The 16,170-nt window shown below is 75.8% G+C and carries 5 protein-coding genes; 1 reads left to right on the forward strand and 4 read right to left on the reverse strand.

Features of this window, described 5'->3' with window-relative positions; translation table 11 throughout:
* Window positions 1–194: 194 nt before the first annotated feature.
* Window positions 195–4,355, reverse strand: coding sequence for an ATP-binding protein (locus N4G63_RS00405; RefSeq protein WP_314599209.1), 4,161 nt, complete (start codon window positions 4,353–4,355; stop codon window positions 195–197).
* 618 nt (window positions 4,356–4,973) lie between these two features.
* On the opposite strand from N4G63_RS00405, the gene N4G63_RS00410 reads away from it, so the two are divergent.
* Window positions 4,974–6,236, forward strand: a complete 1,263-nt coding sequence (locus tag N4G63_RS00410) for a PAS domain-containing sensor histidine kinase (RefSeq protein ID WP_260789444.1) — start codon at window positions 4,974–4,976, stop codon at window positions 6,234–6,236.
* Here the strand turns inward: N4G63_RS00410 and recD are convergent.
* From recD to recC, 3 genes are read right to left on the reverse strand one after another with little or no spacing between them, the layout of a single operon-like run.
* Window positions 6,142–8,544, reverse strand: a complete 2,403-nt coding sequence (recD, locus tag N4G63_RS00415) for an exodeoxyribonuclease V subunit alpha (protein WP_314599210.1) — start codon at window positions 8,542–8,544, stop codon at window positions 6,142–6,144. The genes N4G63_RS00410 and recD overlap by 95 nt on opposite strands.
* Window positions 8,541–12,359 (reverse strand): exodeoxyribonuclease V subunit beta, encoded by a 3,819-nt coding sequence (recB, locus tag N4G63_RS00420; protein WP_260789442.1) that lies wholly within the window; start codon window positions 12,357–12,359, stop codon window positions 8,541–8,543. The genes recD and recB overlap by 4 nt, the downstream gene beginning before the upstream one ends.
* Complete coding sequence (recC, locus tag N4G63_RS00425) at window positions 12,356–16,156, reverse strand: exodeoxyribonuclease V subunit gamma (RefSeq protein ID WP_260789441.1); 3,801 nt, start codon at window positions 16,154–16,156, stop codon at window positions 12,356–12,358. Before recC ends, recB begins: the two co-directional genes overlap by 4 nt.
* Window positions 16,157–16,170: the final 14 nt, after the last annotated feature.

The following is a 16,170-nucleotide window of genomic DNA, read 5'->3' on the forward strand; positions in this document are numbered from 1 at the left end:
GCGTTGGCGTTGGCAGAAACCGGGGCGGCCGGCGAACCGGAGCGGCGATGGTGCCGTGGCCACCGGCCCGGCGTGAACCCCGCGCCTCTGGGCCCTCCCCCACATTGCGTAGGCGTCTGCTGCGGCGCTGCGGCATGCGCAACCAGCGGCGCGCCCGGCCGCCCCGGGCCGCCGCTGGCCGCCCGCGCGGCTGCTCAGCAGCTGGCCAGCAGCGCACGCGCGGTGCGCAGGTCGCGCGTGGCCTGGCCCTCGGCCAGTGCGGCCAGCGCCGGCTGCAGCAGGGCGCGGGCCTGCGCGCCGCAGCCCTGCGCCGCCAGCCGGCGGCCCTGCGCCATGGCGGCGCGCAGGGCCAGGGCGTCCAGGCCCTTGGCGCGCGCCTCGTCCAGGGCCTGGGCCAGCCAGCGCTCGCCTTCGGCGCGGTCGGCGGCGCGCTGGGGGTCTGACGCGGCCACGCTGTCGGCCTCGGCACCGTCGTCGCCGTCCACCCCATCGGCACGCTGCAGCAGCAGCTGGCCGATGGCGCGCGCCAGTTCGGGCGCCCAGTAGCGCTCGCCGCTGCGCTCGACCAGCGCCCAGGCGTCGCGCAGCAGGGCCAGGGCCTCGGCCTGGCGGCCGGCCTGGGCCAGGCCTTCGGCGCGCAGGCTCAGGTAGAAGGCCCGCGTCACCACCGCGCCGGTGGCGGCCCACATGGCATCGCCCTGGCGCATCTCCTCAATGCCGGCCTCGATGTCGCCCTCGCCGCCGCGCTCGGCCACCAGGCGGCCATGCACCACGCGGGCATGGGCCAGCCACACCGCGAAGCCGCCCGATTCGCAGATCTCGATGGCCCGCCGCGCGGCCACCAGGCCCGGCGTGATCTCGCCGCGAAACCAGTGCACCACGGCCAGGAAGCCGTAGGCCTCGCCCATGCTGAAGCGGTGGTTCAGGCCTTCGGCCAGGTCGACCACGGCGCGCGCGCGGGCCAGCGCCTCGTCGGCGCGGCCCAGCTCCCACAGGCCCCAGGCCGAGTAGCACAGGCACATCACGCCGGGGTCCTGCACCGCCATGGCGCGGTGGCCAAGCTGGCGGTAATCGGCCAGGCACGCGTCCATCATGGCCACGGCGCGGCGCAGATCGCCCTGGTGGAACACGATGTTGGCGGTGGCCCAGCGCGACTGGATGCGCGCCAGCCGGTCGTCCTGCCCGGGCACCGGCGGGCCGAGGTCGTCGTCCACCTGCTGGGCAATGGCCAGCGCCTGCGTGAAATCGCCGCGCATGAAGTGCCAGCCCTCCAGGCCCAGGCGCACCTTGGCCAGCGCGGCCACGTCGCCGGTGGCCGCGCACAGCGCCAGCGCGCGGCCGTAGACCGCCTCCACCGCATCGGCGCCGTAGCCGGCGGTGGCGATCAGGCGGCCGGCCAGCAGCAGCTGCAGGCGCAGCTCGGTGCGGCTGCGGCCGGCATCGTCGGGCTGGCGCAGCAGCAGGGCCAGCGCGTGGCGCAGGTGGCCGATGGCCTCGTCGTGCGCCGAGCGCCCGGCGGCATGGCGCGCCGCACGCTCCCAGCCGGCCAGCGCCGGCGTCACCTGGCCGGCCAGCTCGTGGTGGTGGGCCAGCAGCTCGGGCTGGGCCCCCACCTGGGCCGTGAACTGCGTGGCCAGCACGTCGGCGATGGCCGCGTGCAGGCGGCGGCGGTCGCGCTCGAGCAGCGACTGGTGCGCCGCGTCGCGCACCAGCGCATGCTTGAAGGTGTAGATCGCCAGGCCGTCGTCCTGCTGCACGCTCACCAGGCCGGCCTGCACCAGCACGCCCAGCTCGTGGGCCAGATCGGGCTGGCGGATCGGCGACTCGGCATGCGCGTTCACCGCCTCGGCCAGCGCGCGCGAGAAGCTGCGGCCGATGGCGCTGCCCAGCTGCGCCGCACGGCGCGCCGAGGGCAGCTGGTCCAGCCGCGCGGTGAGCAGGCCTTCCAGCGTGGCCGGCACGGCCTCGCGCAGGGTCATCGCGATGTCGGGGCCGTGGCCGGCGCTGCCCGGCGCGCCCGCCGACAGGCCCTTGACCAGCGCCGCGGCCATGCGCGCCGATTCTTCGATGAACAGCGGCACGCCATCGGCGCGCATGGCCAGCCAGCGCTCGGCCTCGGCGTCGAGCAGCGCGGCGCCGCAGGCATCGCGCATCAGCTCGAAGGCCAGGCCGGGCGGCAGGCCGCCCAGCGCCAGCCGCGGCACGGCCTGGCCGAAGCCGGCGCTTTCGTCGGCGTCAACCCCGCCGCTGCTGCCGCTGCGCAGCGTGAGCAGCAGCAGCAGCGGCGTGGCGGCGCGGCCATCGAGCAGGCTGGCCACCAGCTCGCGCGTGGAGGGGTCGATCCAGTGCACGTCCTCGACGATCAGCACCATCGGCCGGTTGGCGGCGCCGGCGCGCAGCCACTGCACCAGCAGCGCCATGGTGCGCTGGCGGCGCAGCGCGGCATCGGCCGGCACCGGCGGCAGGCCGTCGGCCGGCAGCGACAGCAGATCGGCGGCCAGCGCCAGGGCCTCGTCACCGCCCAGCGTGGCCAGGCCGCTGCGGCGCAGGCGCTCCAGCGCGGCCGACGGGTTCTCGGCGCCGGCCAGGTGCAGCTGGCGGCGCAGCAGCTCGATCACCGGCTGCAGCGCGCTGCCGCGGTGTTCGGGCGCGCAGCGGCATTCCAGCACCGGCACGCCGCGCTCGGCCAGCTGGCGGCGGAACTCGCGCACCAGGCGCGACTTGCCGATGCCGGCCTCGCCGGTGAGCATCAACGCCTGCGGCCGGCCGGCCGAGGTGGCCTGCCAGCTGCGCTGCAGCAGCGCCAGCTCGTCTTCGCGGCCGACAAAGCGCGTCAGCTGGCTGCGCGCATCGAAGCGCTCGGTGCCCTGGGCCGGGCGCTCGCGCTCGAGCCGCCACACCGCGCCGCCCTGCTCGAAGCCCTTGAGCTGCGCGTCGGGGTCGACCAGGGTGAACTCGTAGCCCTCGGTGGTGAGGCCCTGGGTGGACGCGGCCACCAGCACCGTGCCCGGCGCGGCCAGGGCCTGCAGCCGCGCGGCATGGTGGATGGCGCTGCCCACCGGCTGGCCGTCCTTGACCACCACGCGGCCGGTGGAGATGCCGATGCGCACCTGCCAGGCCAGCGCGGCCACCGCCTGCACCAGCGCCAGGCCGGCGCGCAGGGCCTGGGCCGGCGCGTCCTCGCGCGCCACCGGGTGGCCGAAGTAGCACATGAAGCCGTCGTCGCCCTGCGGGTCGTCGGCCTGGCCGCCGTGCTCGCGCACGATGGCCGCCACCCGGGCGTGGTACTGGGCCAGGCGCTCGGCGTAAGCCTCGTCGCCCAGCTGGCCCATCTGGCGCGTGCTGTCGACCAGATCGCACTTGAGCATGGTGCACTGGCGCACGTCGTCGTCGGGCGCCTGCGGCGCCTCGGGCACGCAGGGCGCATGCAGGCCGTCGCCATGAAACCAGGCCTGCGCGGCGCTGGCCAGCGCCGGCGTGCCGACGGCCGCGCAGCGCAGCCGGCGCGCCGCCTCGCCAAAGCACAGGCCCTCGGCCAGGGCCTGCCAGAACGGCGCCAGCGCCACCTCGGCCAGCGGCGCCGCCACCGGCACCAGCATGGCGCTGAAGCCGGCGCGGCAGGCCGCCGCCACCCAGGCCTGCGCCGCGGCGTGGCCCTCGTGGCCCGGCGCCAGGCTGGCCAGCAGCAGGCGCGGCGCGGCCGGCTGGGCGCCCAGCGCCGCCAGCCAGCCGGGCAGGGACGGCGCGTCGGGCAGCGGCGCGGCCCACCACAGCACATCGGCCTGGCCGGCCAGCGCGGCCAGCGTGGCCAGTGCGGCGCTGTCGTCGGTGCCGGCCGCTGCCGCCGGGCGGGGCACCCGCTGCAGCTGCACCGCGGCGGGCCGCGGCGGTGCGGGCAGGGCGTCGACGCTGCCCTCGGCGGCATCCACCCGCAGCACGGCCAGGCGCGGCCCGGCCGGGCGCTGGCCGGGCGGCGCCGCGGCACCGGCGCTGCCCATCAGCTGGCGCACCACGGTGAAGCCGGCGTCCAGCGGCCGGCCGGCCACCACCGCCAGCTCCCACGGCAGCGCGGCCAGCGGCTCGGTGATCTGCAGCTGCAGCACCGCCTCGGGCTGGCGCGCCAGCCAGTGCTGCACCGGCAAGGGCAGCCAGGCATGGCTGAAGCGCGCGCCGCGTTCGGCCGGGTCGGGCAGCTCGGCGCAGTCGAGCGCCCAGCGGGCCAGCGCCGCGGCCAGCCCGGCATCGGGCAGCGCCAGGCGCTCGAACACGCCGAAGCTGCGGCCATCGCTGGCCAGGAATCCCAGCGACTGCGGCTCTTGCACGATGGCCAGCGTGACGATGGGTGGCGAAGACACGGACGGGGCGGCAGACAAGGGATGGACGGCGGGCGACTGTGCCACAGCGATGCGTCAGGCCGCTGCCACGGCGGCGACGCTGCCCGGCACGGCGGCGCGCCGGCCCGGCACCAAAGGCCAGCACCGGCCGCTGGCCGCCGCCGCCGGGTGGGCGGGCGATGGGGCGGAGGGTCGGGCGGACGGTCGGGTGGACGGAGAGTCGGACGGCGAGTCGGACGGAGAGGCGGACGGAGACGCGGACGTTGGGGCGGGCAGCGTCGCCAGGGTCAGGGCCAGCGGGACGAACATCCCCGCACTCTAGGAGGCCGGCAGGTCCAGACGGCGTTGGCACATCAAGACAAACACGGGAAGCGTGGCGTGGCCGATACATTTACTCACAGCCGCCGCCGTCAATCGATTGCAGAATGCGGGTTTACCCGCATCATCAGCGGCCACCCCGGGTCGCCGCCCTGTCTTCAGGTGATGCCCCTGCGGCCTTGATGGCGGCCCAACCGACCCGGGTTGGCGCCACCGATGCCCCCCCACCCAGCTGCCGCAGCGTGCCGTGCCATGGCCCACGCCCAGCGTCAGCCCCGAGCGGCCGGTGACGCGCCGCACCACCGTCTGTCTGCCGTTGCCATGACCCGCGCCCTGTTCGGCCCCGATCCGCTGCTGGCCCGCCTGTCGGCCCGCGTGCCCGGGATGATGTACGCCTGCGTGCTGGAGGCCGACGGCCGCCTGCACATGCCTTATGTGAGCGACAGCGTGCAGCGGCTCTACGGCCTGGCCCCCGACACCGTGCGCCAGGATGCCCGGCTGCTGCTGCAACGCGTGCATCCGCACGATCTGCCGGCGCTGGCCGACGCCGCGCGCCACTCGGCCCGCACCGGCGCGCCGTGGCACGGCCGCTTCCGGGTGCACAGCGACGACGGCCACTGGCGCTGGCACGAAGGCCAATCGCAGGTGGAGCGGCAGACCGATGGCAGCGCCGTCTGGTACGGCTACATCGACGATGTCACCGAGCGCCTGGACCACGCCGAGCTGAGCCAGCGCCTGCAGCGCCTGCAGGCCGCGCACCAGGGCCTGGCCGGCAGCCTGCAGCGCCTGGCGCACGAGCTGGCCACGCCGCTGGTGGCGGTGATCGGCCTGGTGCAGCTGCTGCTGCAGCATGGCGAGCTGCTGGCGCGCCACATCCGCGAGCGCCTCGAGCGCGTGCTGGGCGCCGGCCAGCACATGCAGACCCTGGTGCGCGACCTGGGCGACCTGGGCGCGCTGGAAGGCGGCCACCTGGCGGTGCACTGCGCCCCGCTCGACCTGGCCGCCGCGGCCCACGAGGCGCATGGCCTGATGCAGGCCGTGGCCGTGCAGCGGCAGCTGGTGCTGACCGTGCACACCGAGGGCCCCTGCTGGGTGCTGGCCGACGCGCTGCGCCTGCGCCAGGTGCTGCTGAACCTGCTGGGCAATGCCTTCAAGTTCACGCCGGCCGGTGGCCAGGTGCGGCTGCAGCTGTCGGCCGGCGCCAGCCATGCCACGCTGGCCGTGCACGACAGCGGCCCGGGCATGGACGCGGCGCAGCTGGCCCAGCTGTTCGTGCCCTTTGCGCGCCTGGGCGCCGAGCGCCGCGGCATCGAGGGCAGCGGCCTGGGCCTGGCCCTGTGCCGCGGCCTGGTGGAGGCCATGGGCGGGCGCATCGGCGTGCAATCGGCCCCCGGCCAGGGCACCACGCTGGTGGTGGATCTGCCGCGGACGCTGCCGCCCGGCGTGGCCGACGCGTCGGCCGGCGACGCCGCCACGGCCGCGCCGGCGCTCAATCCACCAGACCGCTCACCCGCTCCACCCGCCGCTGCACCGCTGCCCGCAGCACATCCACCGGCCCGGCCGGCACAGCGGGCACCAGCGTGAACCACTGGCGCGCCCGCGTGATGCCGGTGTAGACCAGCTCGCGCGTGAGCACCGGGCTCAGCCGCGCCGGCAGCACCAACGCGGCGTGCGCAAATTCGCTGCCCTGGGACTTGTGCACCGTCATCGCGAACACGGTTTCCACCGCACGCAGCCGGCTGGGCAGCACCCAGCGGATGGCGCCCGAGCCATCGCCCGCGGCAAAGGCCACCCGCAGCCGCGGCCGGCCGCCGGCGGCATCGGGCCGCGCCAGCGTGACGCCCACGTCGCCGTTCATCAGGCCCAGGCCGTAGTCGTTGCGCGTCACCAGCACCGGCCGGCCGGCATACCACTCGCCGCCGGCACCAGGCGCACCGGCCGCACCTGGCACACCCGGCTGCGCCATGGCGGCGGGCGGCAGCAGGCCCTCGTCGCGCAGCAGCGCCACGATGCGCGCATTGAGCCCGGCCACGCCCTGCGGCCCGCTGCGCAGCGCGCACAGCAGCTGAAAGCCGGCCTGCGCGGCCAGCACCGCCCGCGCCCAGTCGTCAAAAGCCCCGGCCGGCGCATCGGCCGGCGGCTGCTGCGCCTGCATCAGGCGCAGAAAACGCGCATAACCTGCAATTGGCGCGGCGGGCGTGGCCGTCTGACCGAAGGCCGCCGGCGCCCCGTGCACCACCAGGGCGCGAAAGGCCGCCTCGTCGCCCGCCGGCAGGCAGGCCAGATCGGCCGGGCGCTCGGCCAGCACCTGGCGCACGCCGTCGGCGTCGCCGCGGTTCACCGCCTCGGCCAGCCGGCCGATGCCGCTGCCGGCGCTGAAGCGGTGGCTGTGGCGCAGCCGGGCCACGGCCTGGTCGAGCGCATGGCCCTGCGCGTCGATCAGCTTGTCTTCGATGGCCTGGCCGGTGGCGGCCTGCAGCCAGGCGGCGGTGTCGGGCAGGTAGTGCCCGTCGTCGGCACGGCGGCACAGGTCGCCCAGCACGGCGCCGGCTTCCACCGAGGCCAGCTGGTCCTTGTCGCCCAGCAGCACCAGGCGGGCCTGCGGCGGCAGCGCGGCCAGCACGGCGGCCATCATCTCGAGGTCGAGCATCGAGGCCTCGTCGATCACCAGCACATCCAGCGGCAGCGGGTGGCGCGCATCGTGGCGGAAGTGGCGCGTGTCGGGGCGGCTGCCCAGCAGGCGGTGCACCGTGCTCACCGCAGTGGGGATGGCCGCGCGCAGCGCCTCGGCATCGCCCTGGCCGTGGCCGTGGCCGTGGCTGTGGCTGTGATCGTGGCGCGGCGGCCCCAGGCCGGCCAGGTTGAGCCCGCCCACCGCCTTGGCGATGGACTCATTGAGCCGCGCCGCCGCCTTGCCGGTGGGTGCGGCCAGGCGGATGCGCAGCGGGCGCGGCGCGCCGCCATCGGCCGCCGGCACGCCCAGCGCCAGGTGCTGCAGCACGGCCAGCAGGCGCACCACGGTGGTCGTCTTGCCGGTGCCGGGGCCGCCGGTGACGATGGCAAAACCCTGGCGTGCCGCCAGCGCGCAGGCCAGGCGCTGCCAGTCGGGCGTGACGGTGGGCGTGACGGTGGGCGTGGCGGTGGGGGTGGCGGCGGATGCCGCGGCGCCTGGGTCGCCATCGGCCGGCGTGAACACCACCTCGATGGCGCGGCGCAGCTCGGCCAGGCGCTCGGGGCGCGCGGCCTCGGTGGGCGCGGCCAGGCGCTGCGCGATGGCGGCTCGCACGTCCTGCTCGTGCTGCCAGTAGCGGCGCAGGTACAGGCGCTGGCCCTCGCGCACCAGCGGCGTGGCGCCGGGGCCGGCCGCCACCAACAGCGGGTGCGCGAGCGTGGCCAGCCAGCGCGGCAGGTCCACGTCGGCCAGCAGCCGGGCCGGCGATGGCGCCACCGGCGCGCTGTCGGTGGCGCTGTCCTCGCGGTCATCGTCGGCGCCCGACGGCGCACGCTCGGCGCGATCATCGGGCGGCAGGGCCAGGGCCAGCGCGGCATCGGCCAGCGTGGCCGCCAGGTCGAGACAGGCATGGCCGCGGCCGAGCTGGTGGCTGGCCAGCGCGGCGGCCAGGATCAGCAGCTCGTCGGCGTCGGGCGCCTGCCGGGCCAGAAAGCCGGCAAACACGCGGTCGAGCGCACGCAGCCAGCCCTGCGCCACCCAGGCGTCCAGCGTGGCCAGCAGCGCGGCATGCCGGGGTGGGGGCGGCGCCAGAACGCGGGCGGCCACGTCGATGGCCATGTCAGCGGCCAGCTCAGCGGCCAGCTCAGCGGCCGGATCAGTGGCCGGATCGGCCGCCAGACCGCCGGTGGCGCTGTCGCGGTGGTGCAGGGTGTTGCTCATGCCAAGGCCTCGCCGCCGTCGAACAGTGCATCCAGGGCCTCGATCAGCGCCCGCGGCGGCCGCTCGAGGTGCAGGCCCTGGCCCGCTGCGGCATGGCCGCGCAGGAACAGGTAGACCGCGCCACCGATGTGCTGCTCATAGTCGTAGCCCGGCAGGCGGCACTTGAGCAGGCGGTGCAGGGCCAGCAGGTACAGCGCGTACTGCAGCTCGTAGCGGTGGTGCAGCACCGCCTCGCGCAGCGCGGCGGGCGTGTAGTCGGCATCGCGCGGGCCGAGCCAGTTGCTCTTGTGGTCGGCCACGTACCAGCGGCCCTCGTGCTCGAACACCCAGTCGATGAAGCCCTTGAGCATGCCGTTGAGCTGCTGTGCGGCCAGCGGCGGCCGCGCCGCGCCGCCCAGCGTGTGGCGGGTGACCAGGGCATCGAGCGCAGCCGTGTCCACCCGCTGCGCGGCAAACCAGAACTCCAGCTCGACCTGCATCTGCGCCGCTGCCAGCTGGGCCGGCGCCAGCGGCGTGCTGCCGGGCGTCAGGCGGGTCAGATCGAGCGGTGTGGCCAGCCAGCCCGACAGCCAGCGCGCCAGCGGCCCGGCCCAGCCGCGCCAGGGCCCGCTGGCACAGCGGCGGGCCAGCCAGTCGGCGGTGGTGGCGCCGTGCTGCGCGGCCTGGGCAAAGCCCTGGGTGCCGGCCCATTCGAGCACGCCGTGCAGAAAGCTGCCGGCCTCGGCACCCCGCGCAAAGGCGTGCAGCGCGCCGCTGACGGCCGCCGGCGCGCTGCCGGTGGCGGCACCTGTGGCAGCACCTGTGGCAAACCCCGTGGCGAGCCCGGTGGCAACGCCCGTCGCACCCGTGGCCCCCTGCTCGGCCAGCGCCTCGGCAAAGGTCTCCTCGGCGGCACTGGCCGGCGGCGTGGCGGGCGGGTCGGCCGAGGCCGCGGCGCCGGTGGCGCCACCGTCGGCCACGCCGCCTTCGGCCGCCAGTGCCGGCGCGGCGCGCAGGGCGGTGTAGCTGGCGATCCACCAGCGCTCGCGCGGGCCGGGGGGCTCGGGCGGCGGCGCCCAGTCAGGGCGGGCCGAGGTGGCGCGGTGGCGCGTGTCGTCGGCCGGCGGCAGCGGCTGCACGGCGATGGCGGGGCAGCCGCGGGCCAGGGCCTGCAGCGCCGGGCCCAGGGCCTCGGGCGGCAGCGCCGCGCCGCCGCTCAGCAGGCTGCCGAAGGCGCTGCGCTGCAGCTCCTTCAGGGGCGCCATGCCCACCCAGGTGGCGTGGCGGGCGCGGGTCAGGGCCACATACAGCTTGCGCAGGTCTTCGCCCAGGCGCTCCTGGTCAACCCGGGCCAGGGCCTGGGCGTCGGCGCGCAGTGCCACCACCGGCTGGCCGGCGTCGTCGTGCCAGGTCAGTGGCGTGTCGTCCGGCCGGGTGGCGCGGAACGCGCAGGCGAAGGGCAGGAACACCAGCGGGTACTCCAGGCCCTTGCTCTTGTGCACGGTGACCACCTTCACCAGCGCGGCATCGCTTTCGAGCCGCAGCTTGCGCGCATCGCCATCGCCGGTGGCGTCGGCCCGCTGCTCGGCCAGGTGGCGGATCAGCGCATGTTCGCCGTCGAGCTGCACCGCGGCGTGCTGCAGCAGCTCGGCCAGGTGCAGCAGGTCGGTGAGCAGCCGCTCACCCTGCCCGTCAGGCGCGGCCAGCAGGCGCTGCGGCACGGCAAAGTCGTGCAGCAGGTGGCGCAGCATCGGCAACACGCCCTGGCGCCGCCACATCTGGCGGTAGCCGCGAAACTGCAGCACGCGCGCCTCCCAGGCCAGCTCGTCGTGGTTGAGGCGGTCGAGCGCGGCCCAGTCCAGGCCCAGCGTGGCGCTGCCGAGTGCGGCGCGCAGGGTGCGGTCGTCGTCGGGCGCGGCGCAGGCGGCCAGCCAGCGCTGCAGGTCGGCGGCCACCGCGCTGTCGAACACCGAGCCCTTGTCCGACAGGTACACGCTGCGCACACCGCGCTGGCGCAGCGCGGCCTGCACCGCGGCGGCTTCGCGGCCGTTGTTGACCAGCACCGCCATATCACCCGGCTGCACGCCCTGCAGCGCATCGTGCTCGGCAAAGCCGGCGCGGCCGGCCTGGCCCTCGGCCAGCAGGCGCACGATCTCGCTGGCGCTGGCCTGCGCCGCCTGCTGCAGCGCGGCGGTGGCGCTGAGCGCCGCGCCACCGGGCCCCGCCGGCAGCTGCCACAGCACCAGGGCCGGGGCCGGGGCGTCGCCACGCCACCATTGCTCGCCGCGGCCGCGCGCATCCACCGGCTGGAAGGGCAGCGGGTTGTGCCCGCCGTGCCGGAACAGGAACGCGCCGGCGCCCTCGGCGCGCGCCTCGGCCTGCTGGAACACCTGGTTCACCGCCGCCACCATGGCCTGGCTGGAGCGGAAGTTGGTGCCCAGCGTGGCGTGGCGATCGCCGGTGTCGCGCCGCGCCGCCAGGTAGGTGTGGATGTCGGCCCCGCGAAAGGCGTAGATGGCCTGCTTGGGGTCGCCGATCAGCACCAGCGCGGTGGCCGCATCGTTGTCGGCCACGCGGTAGATGGTGTCGACGATGCGGTACTGCACCGGGTCGGTGTCCTGGAACTCGTCGATCAGGGCCACCGGAAACTGCGTGCGGATGCGCTGCGCCAGGCGGGCGCCGTTGGGGCCCTGCAGCGCGGCGTCCAGCCGGGTGAGCAGTTCGTCAAAGCCCATCAGCGCGCGCTGGGCCTGCTCGCGCTGCAGGCGCCGGGCGGTCCAGTCGGCGGCGTGGCGCAGCAGGTCTTCGCGCCCGGTGGGCAGGGCCTCGAGCTGGCCGCGCAGCGCGGGCAGGGCCCGCAGGGCGGGATGCTCGGGCGCGGCGCCCAGCTTCCAGGCATCGGCCAGGCCTTCGGGGGTGAGGCGGGTCCAGGCGCTGCTGCTGCTGTCCAGATCGGGGCGGGGCAGCTCGCTGCCGGCCCATGCGGCCAACGCGTCGAGCCAGGGGCCGTAGTAGCGGGCCTGCAGCTTGCGGCCGTCCACCTGCTTGGCGGCCACGGCGGCATCGAGCAGGGCGCGCAGCTCGGCCACCCAGGCCGGCCACGGCGCCTTCAGCTCGGCCAGCGCCTGCTGCTGCGCCGCGCGGGCCTGGCCCAGCGCCTGGGCCGGTGCCTGGCCCGGGCCCAGCGCCGCACTGCGGGCCAGCAGCGGCGCCACCTCGGCGCGCAGCGCATCGGGCGTGGGCCACCAGGCCCGCACCTGGGCGGCATCGTCGGCCGGCAGCGGCGTGAAGAAGCTGCGCCAGTAGTCGCGCAGCGCCTCGGCCAGCAGCTCGCGCTGGTCGGTCTCGAGCGTCTGGGTGAACAGGCTGCCGCTGTCGAAGGCATGCTCGCGCAGCATGCGGTAGCACCAGCCGTGGATGGTGGACACCGCCGCCTCGTCCATCCACTCGGCCGCCAGGCGCAGCGTGCGCGCGCAGGCCGGCCATTGGTCAGCGGGGTAGCTGGCGCGCAGGTCGTGCAGCAGGTCGCGGCCGGCGGGCTGATCGGGCACCGTGACCGGATCGGCCAGAAAGGCCACCGCGGCCTCGGCCAGCCGGGCGCGGATGCGGTCGCGCAGCTCCTGCGTGGCGGCCTCGGTGAAGGTCACCACCAGGATCTCGGGCGGCACCAGCGGCCGCGTGAAGCCGCAGCCGCCGGGCCCGGCGCCGCCATGGCCCAGCACCAGGCGCAGGTACAGCGCGGCAATGGTGAAGGTCTTGCCGGTGCCGGCGCTGGCCTCGATGAGGCGGCTGCCGCGCAGCGCAAAGCTCAGCGGTTGCAGGATGGGCGTGGTCATGCGTCGGCCCCCAGGCCCGCGGCAGCCCGCCGGCCCTTGCCGGGCTTGTCGTCGGCGCGCTGCAGCGCGGCGTCCAGCGGCGCCAGCAGGGCCAGCGCCCAGTGCGCAAACTCGCCGCCGGCCCACAGCGCGTCGAAGCCGGTGAAGGCGCGCGCCAGGTAGGCGTTGCCCTCGCGCTCGCCGTACAGGCCGTGCGCGGGTTCGTGGTCTTCGTAGGCGGCGCGGGCGGCTGCATGGGCCTCGGCGCTGTCGGGCCCGGCGTCGGCGCCGCCCTTGTCCAGCCATTCGAATGCGCTGCGCAGGGCCAGCGGCAGCGGCTGTGTGAGGCCTTGCTGCCAGGCCGCCAGCAGCGCGGCCCAGGCGGCCTTGGCGCTGGCCGCATCCAGCGGCATCAGCGTGGCGGTGCCGGCCTTGCTGACCACCACGGTGGTGATCGGCTCGGCGCCCAGGTGCGCGGCCAGATGCGCCACCCAGGGCGCCACCAGGCGGTCGCGGCGGTAGCGCTTGTTGGCGATCAGGCTGCCGCTGTCGAGCAGCAGGCGCACGCGCTGGCCTTGGGCGTTGGCACGCAGCTGGCCCAGCCAGTCGAGCAGGCGCAGCGGTTCGGGCAGGCCCTCGGGCAGGTGATCGAGCAGCGCATCGGGCAGCGTTTGCGGCCACAGGCCCAGCTGCTCGGTGTAGCGGGCGAACAGGTCGTCCATCGGCGCGGCCAGCTGCTGCTGCACCAGCTCGGCAAAGTGGCCGGCCGGCAGCGCGCCGCGGCGGGCCATGCGCTGCAGCTGGGCCTGCATGGCGTGCTCGCGGCTGTCACCGGCTTCGAGCGCGGCCAGCTGGGCCTGGATCAGCTCGTCCTGCAGCTGCCAGTTCTCGAGCGCGTCCACGGCAAAGGGCTCCTGGTCGGCGCCCACCGGGTCGTCGGCCTCGAAAAAGACGCCCAGGCGCTGGCGCAGGAAGCTGCGCGCCGGATTGGCCAGAAACTCGGCCAGCAGGCGCAGCGTGAGCGGGCCTTCGAAGGCCCAGGGCGGCAAGGCGGCGCTGCCTGCATCGCCAGGGTCGCCTTCGTTGCCTGCGTCACCCGGGTTGCCCGCGTCGCCTGCGGGCGGGGCGGCCTGCGGCACGGCGCACAGGCCGTCGCGCCACTCGTGGGCGTGGCTGGACAGGCGGGGGTCGCCGCCTTGCGTGAAGTAGGCCGCGTCGAATGGCTGCAAGGGATGCTCGACGCTCAGCGCCGCCACCAGCGCCTGGCCGGCCGGGCGATCGGCCGGGTGATCGTGCGGGTGATCGGCCGGCGCGCCGGCCAGCTGCCAGCCGGCGGCCAGGTGGTCGCGCAACTGGGCCACCAGCACCGAGGGGGCGCGCTCCGACTGGTCATGGATGCTGCGCCCCACCCAGCTGATGTGCAGGCGCTCGCGCGCCGACAGCAGGGCTTCGAGGAACAGGTAGCGGTCGTCCTCGCGGCGCGAGCGGTCGCCGGGGCGCCAGTCGCCGCCCACGCCGGCGCCCATCAGGTCGAAATCCATCGGCACGCGGCTGCGCGGGTAGTCGCCGTCGTTCATGCCCAGCAGCGCGACGATGCGAAACGGGATCGCGCGCATCGGCATCAGCGTGGCAAAGGTCACCGCGCCGGCAAAAAAGGGCTGGCTGAGGCCGCCGGCGTCCAGCGCCGCCAGCCAGTGCTCGCGCACCACGGCCAGCGGCAGCGGCTCGACCAGCGCCGCGCTGGCGCAGGCGGCCAGCCAGTCCTGCAGCGTGGTCTGCAGGCGCAGCAGGGTCAGGCCGTCGGTGGGGCGGCCCTTGGCGGCGGCGCCGGGCACGCCACCTGGCGGCCCGGCTGCCGGGCCGGCGTCGGTGTCGAAGCAGTCGGCCAGCAGGGCGTTCAGCCGCTCACCCCAGGCGTTGGGCGACACCGGCTCGGCCAGCGCCTGCCAGTGCCGCTCGAGCGTGGCCAGCAAGGTGACCAGCGGGCCCAGCAGGGCGGCGTCGAGCCCGCCGATCTCGTCGAGCGGCTCGATGCCCAGCCAGGCCTCGCCCGCACCATGCACGCCGCTGGCATAGCCCAGCAGCATGCGCTGCAGGCCGCTGTCCCAGCTGTTGTGCGGCTGGTCGGGCGGCAGGCCCAGCGCCGCACGCTGCGCCGCATGCAGGCCCCAGCGGATGTTGGCGCCCTGCAGCCAGCGGCGCAGCAGCGGCAGCTGGTCGTCGGCGATGGCAAAGCGCCGGCGCAGCGCCGGCACCTCCAGCAGATCCAGCACGTCGCTGACCGCCAGGCGCGATTGCGGCAGGGCCAGCAGCTTCTCCAGCGCGCCCAGCAGCGGGTCGTGCCCGCGCTGGCCCTGGTCGGCCAGCGAATACGGGATGTGGCGCGCATCGCCGCTGGGCAGCAGGCCGAACACCGCCTGCACATGCGGCGCATAGGCGGCGATGTCGGGCACCATCACGATCACGTCGCGCGGCTGCAGCGTGGCATCGGCGGCCATGGCCTGCAGCAGCTGGTCGTGCAGCACCTCCACCTCGCGCTGCGGGCCGTGGGTGATGTGGAGCTGGATCGAGCGGTCCCGCGCCGCGTCCACCGCCGGCCAGCGCGCGCGCGTTTCGGCCAGCGGGCGCAGGTCGCGGATGTCGTCCTGCAGCTGGGCCAGCAGGCTGTGGCCGGGCGTGGCCTCGAACAGGTCAATGCGCTGGCCCAGGGCCAGCAGCTGGCGGGCATGCGCCTGAGCCGCCGCGCTGTCGCTGCCATCAAACTCATCGAGCAGGCGGATGAAGTCGCGCCCCTGCTTGCCCCAGGCGGCCAGCAGCGGCTGGGCATGCAGGTGCAGGGCTTCGTCGGCGATGGCGCCTTCGCTGCCGGGGCGGCGGCGCTGGCGCTGGCGCTCGGCGCGCAACAAGTCCTTGTCGGCCACGATGTGCGACCAGTCGTGCTCGCAGGGGTTGTGCACGCACATCAACACCTGGGTGAAGCGGGCCAGCGCGGCCAGCACCTGCAGCGCCTGCTGCGGCAGCGAGGAGATGCCGAACACCACCAGGCGCCGCGGCAGGCCGGCCGGGCGCGGGCCGTCGCGCGCCGGCGCCCAATCGGCCATGCGCTGCAGAAACTGCTGGTGCACGGCGGCGCGGCTGGTGGCGGCCGCGGCGGCGCCGGCATCGGTACCGGCATCGGTGCCAGCATCGACATCACCGCCAGGCTCGGCCGCGGCCGCCACGTCGGCCAGCAGCGCGCGCCACAGCCGCGGTTGCCAGCGCAGGTCGTCGGGCACCGGCTGCAGGCCCTGGCGGCTGGTGGCGATGCGGTCGTCACCGGCGGCCCAGTCGGCCAGCCAGTCGGCGCGGTAGACCTGGTACTGGTCGAGCAGGTCGGCCAGGCGCTCGGCCAGCTGGTGGCGCTTGCGCAGGTCGGCGTCGTCAGCCAGAAAGCGCTGCAGCGGCGCGAACACCGGCTCGGCCAGCAAGGCCGGCAGCAGGCGCATCAGCCGCCACAGCAGCAGCGGCTTGTCGAAGGGCGAGACCGGCGGCACGGCGGCCGGGCCCAGCACCGCGCGGTAGACGTCCCACTGAAAGCGCGAGGGCAGCAGCATCTTCACCGCCGCGGCAATGCCCAGGCCGCCCGAGCCGTCGGCGCGCGGCGGCCGGGCCATGGCCAGCTTGAGCCACTGCGCCACGCCGTTGCTCTGCACCAGCACCGTCTCGTCGGCCAGCGGCGGCAGCGGATGGGCGGCCAGCCACTGCAGCATCAGCGCGCGCAGCGCCTCGGGGTGGTTGCCGTGCACCACCAGGAAGCCGGGGGTCAGGGTGTCGCTCATGGGGGTGTCCGGGC

The organism is Aquabacterium sp. OR-4 (assembly GCF_025290835.2).
Classification (GTDB): domain Bacteria; phylum Pseudomonadota; class Gammaproteobacteria; order Burkholderiales; family Burkholderiaceae_C; genus Pseudaquabacterium.

Bases quoted from the DNA above. Each gene is read 5' to 3' on its own strand.
- N4G63_RS00410 (WP_260789444.1), top strand. From the start codon at position 4,974: ATGACCCGCGCCCTGTTCGGCCCCGATCCGCTGCTGGCCCGCCTGTCG.
- recD (WP_314599210.1), bottom strand. From the start codon at position 8,544: ATGAGCAACACCCTGCACCACCGCGACAGCGCCACCGGCGGTCTGGCG.
- recB (WP_260789442.1), bottom strand. From the start codon at position 12,359: ATGACCACGCCCATCCTGCAACCGCTGAGCTTTGCGCTGCGCGGCAGC.
- recC (WP_260789441.1), bottom strand. From the start codon at position 16,156: ATGAGCGACACCCTGACCCCCGGCTTCCTGGTGGTGCACGGCAACCAC.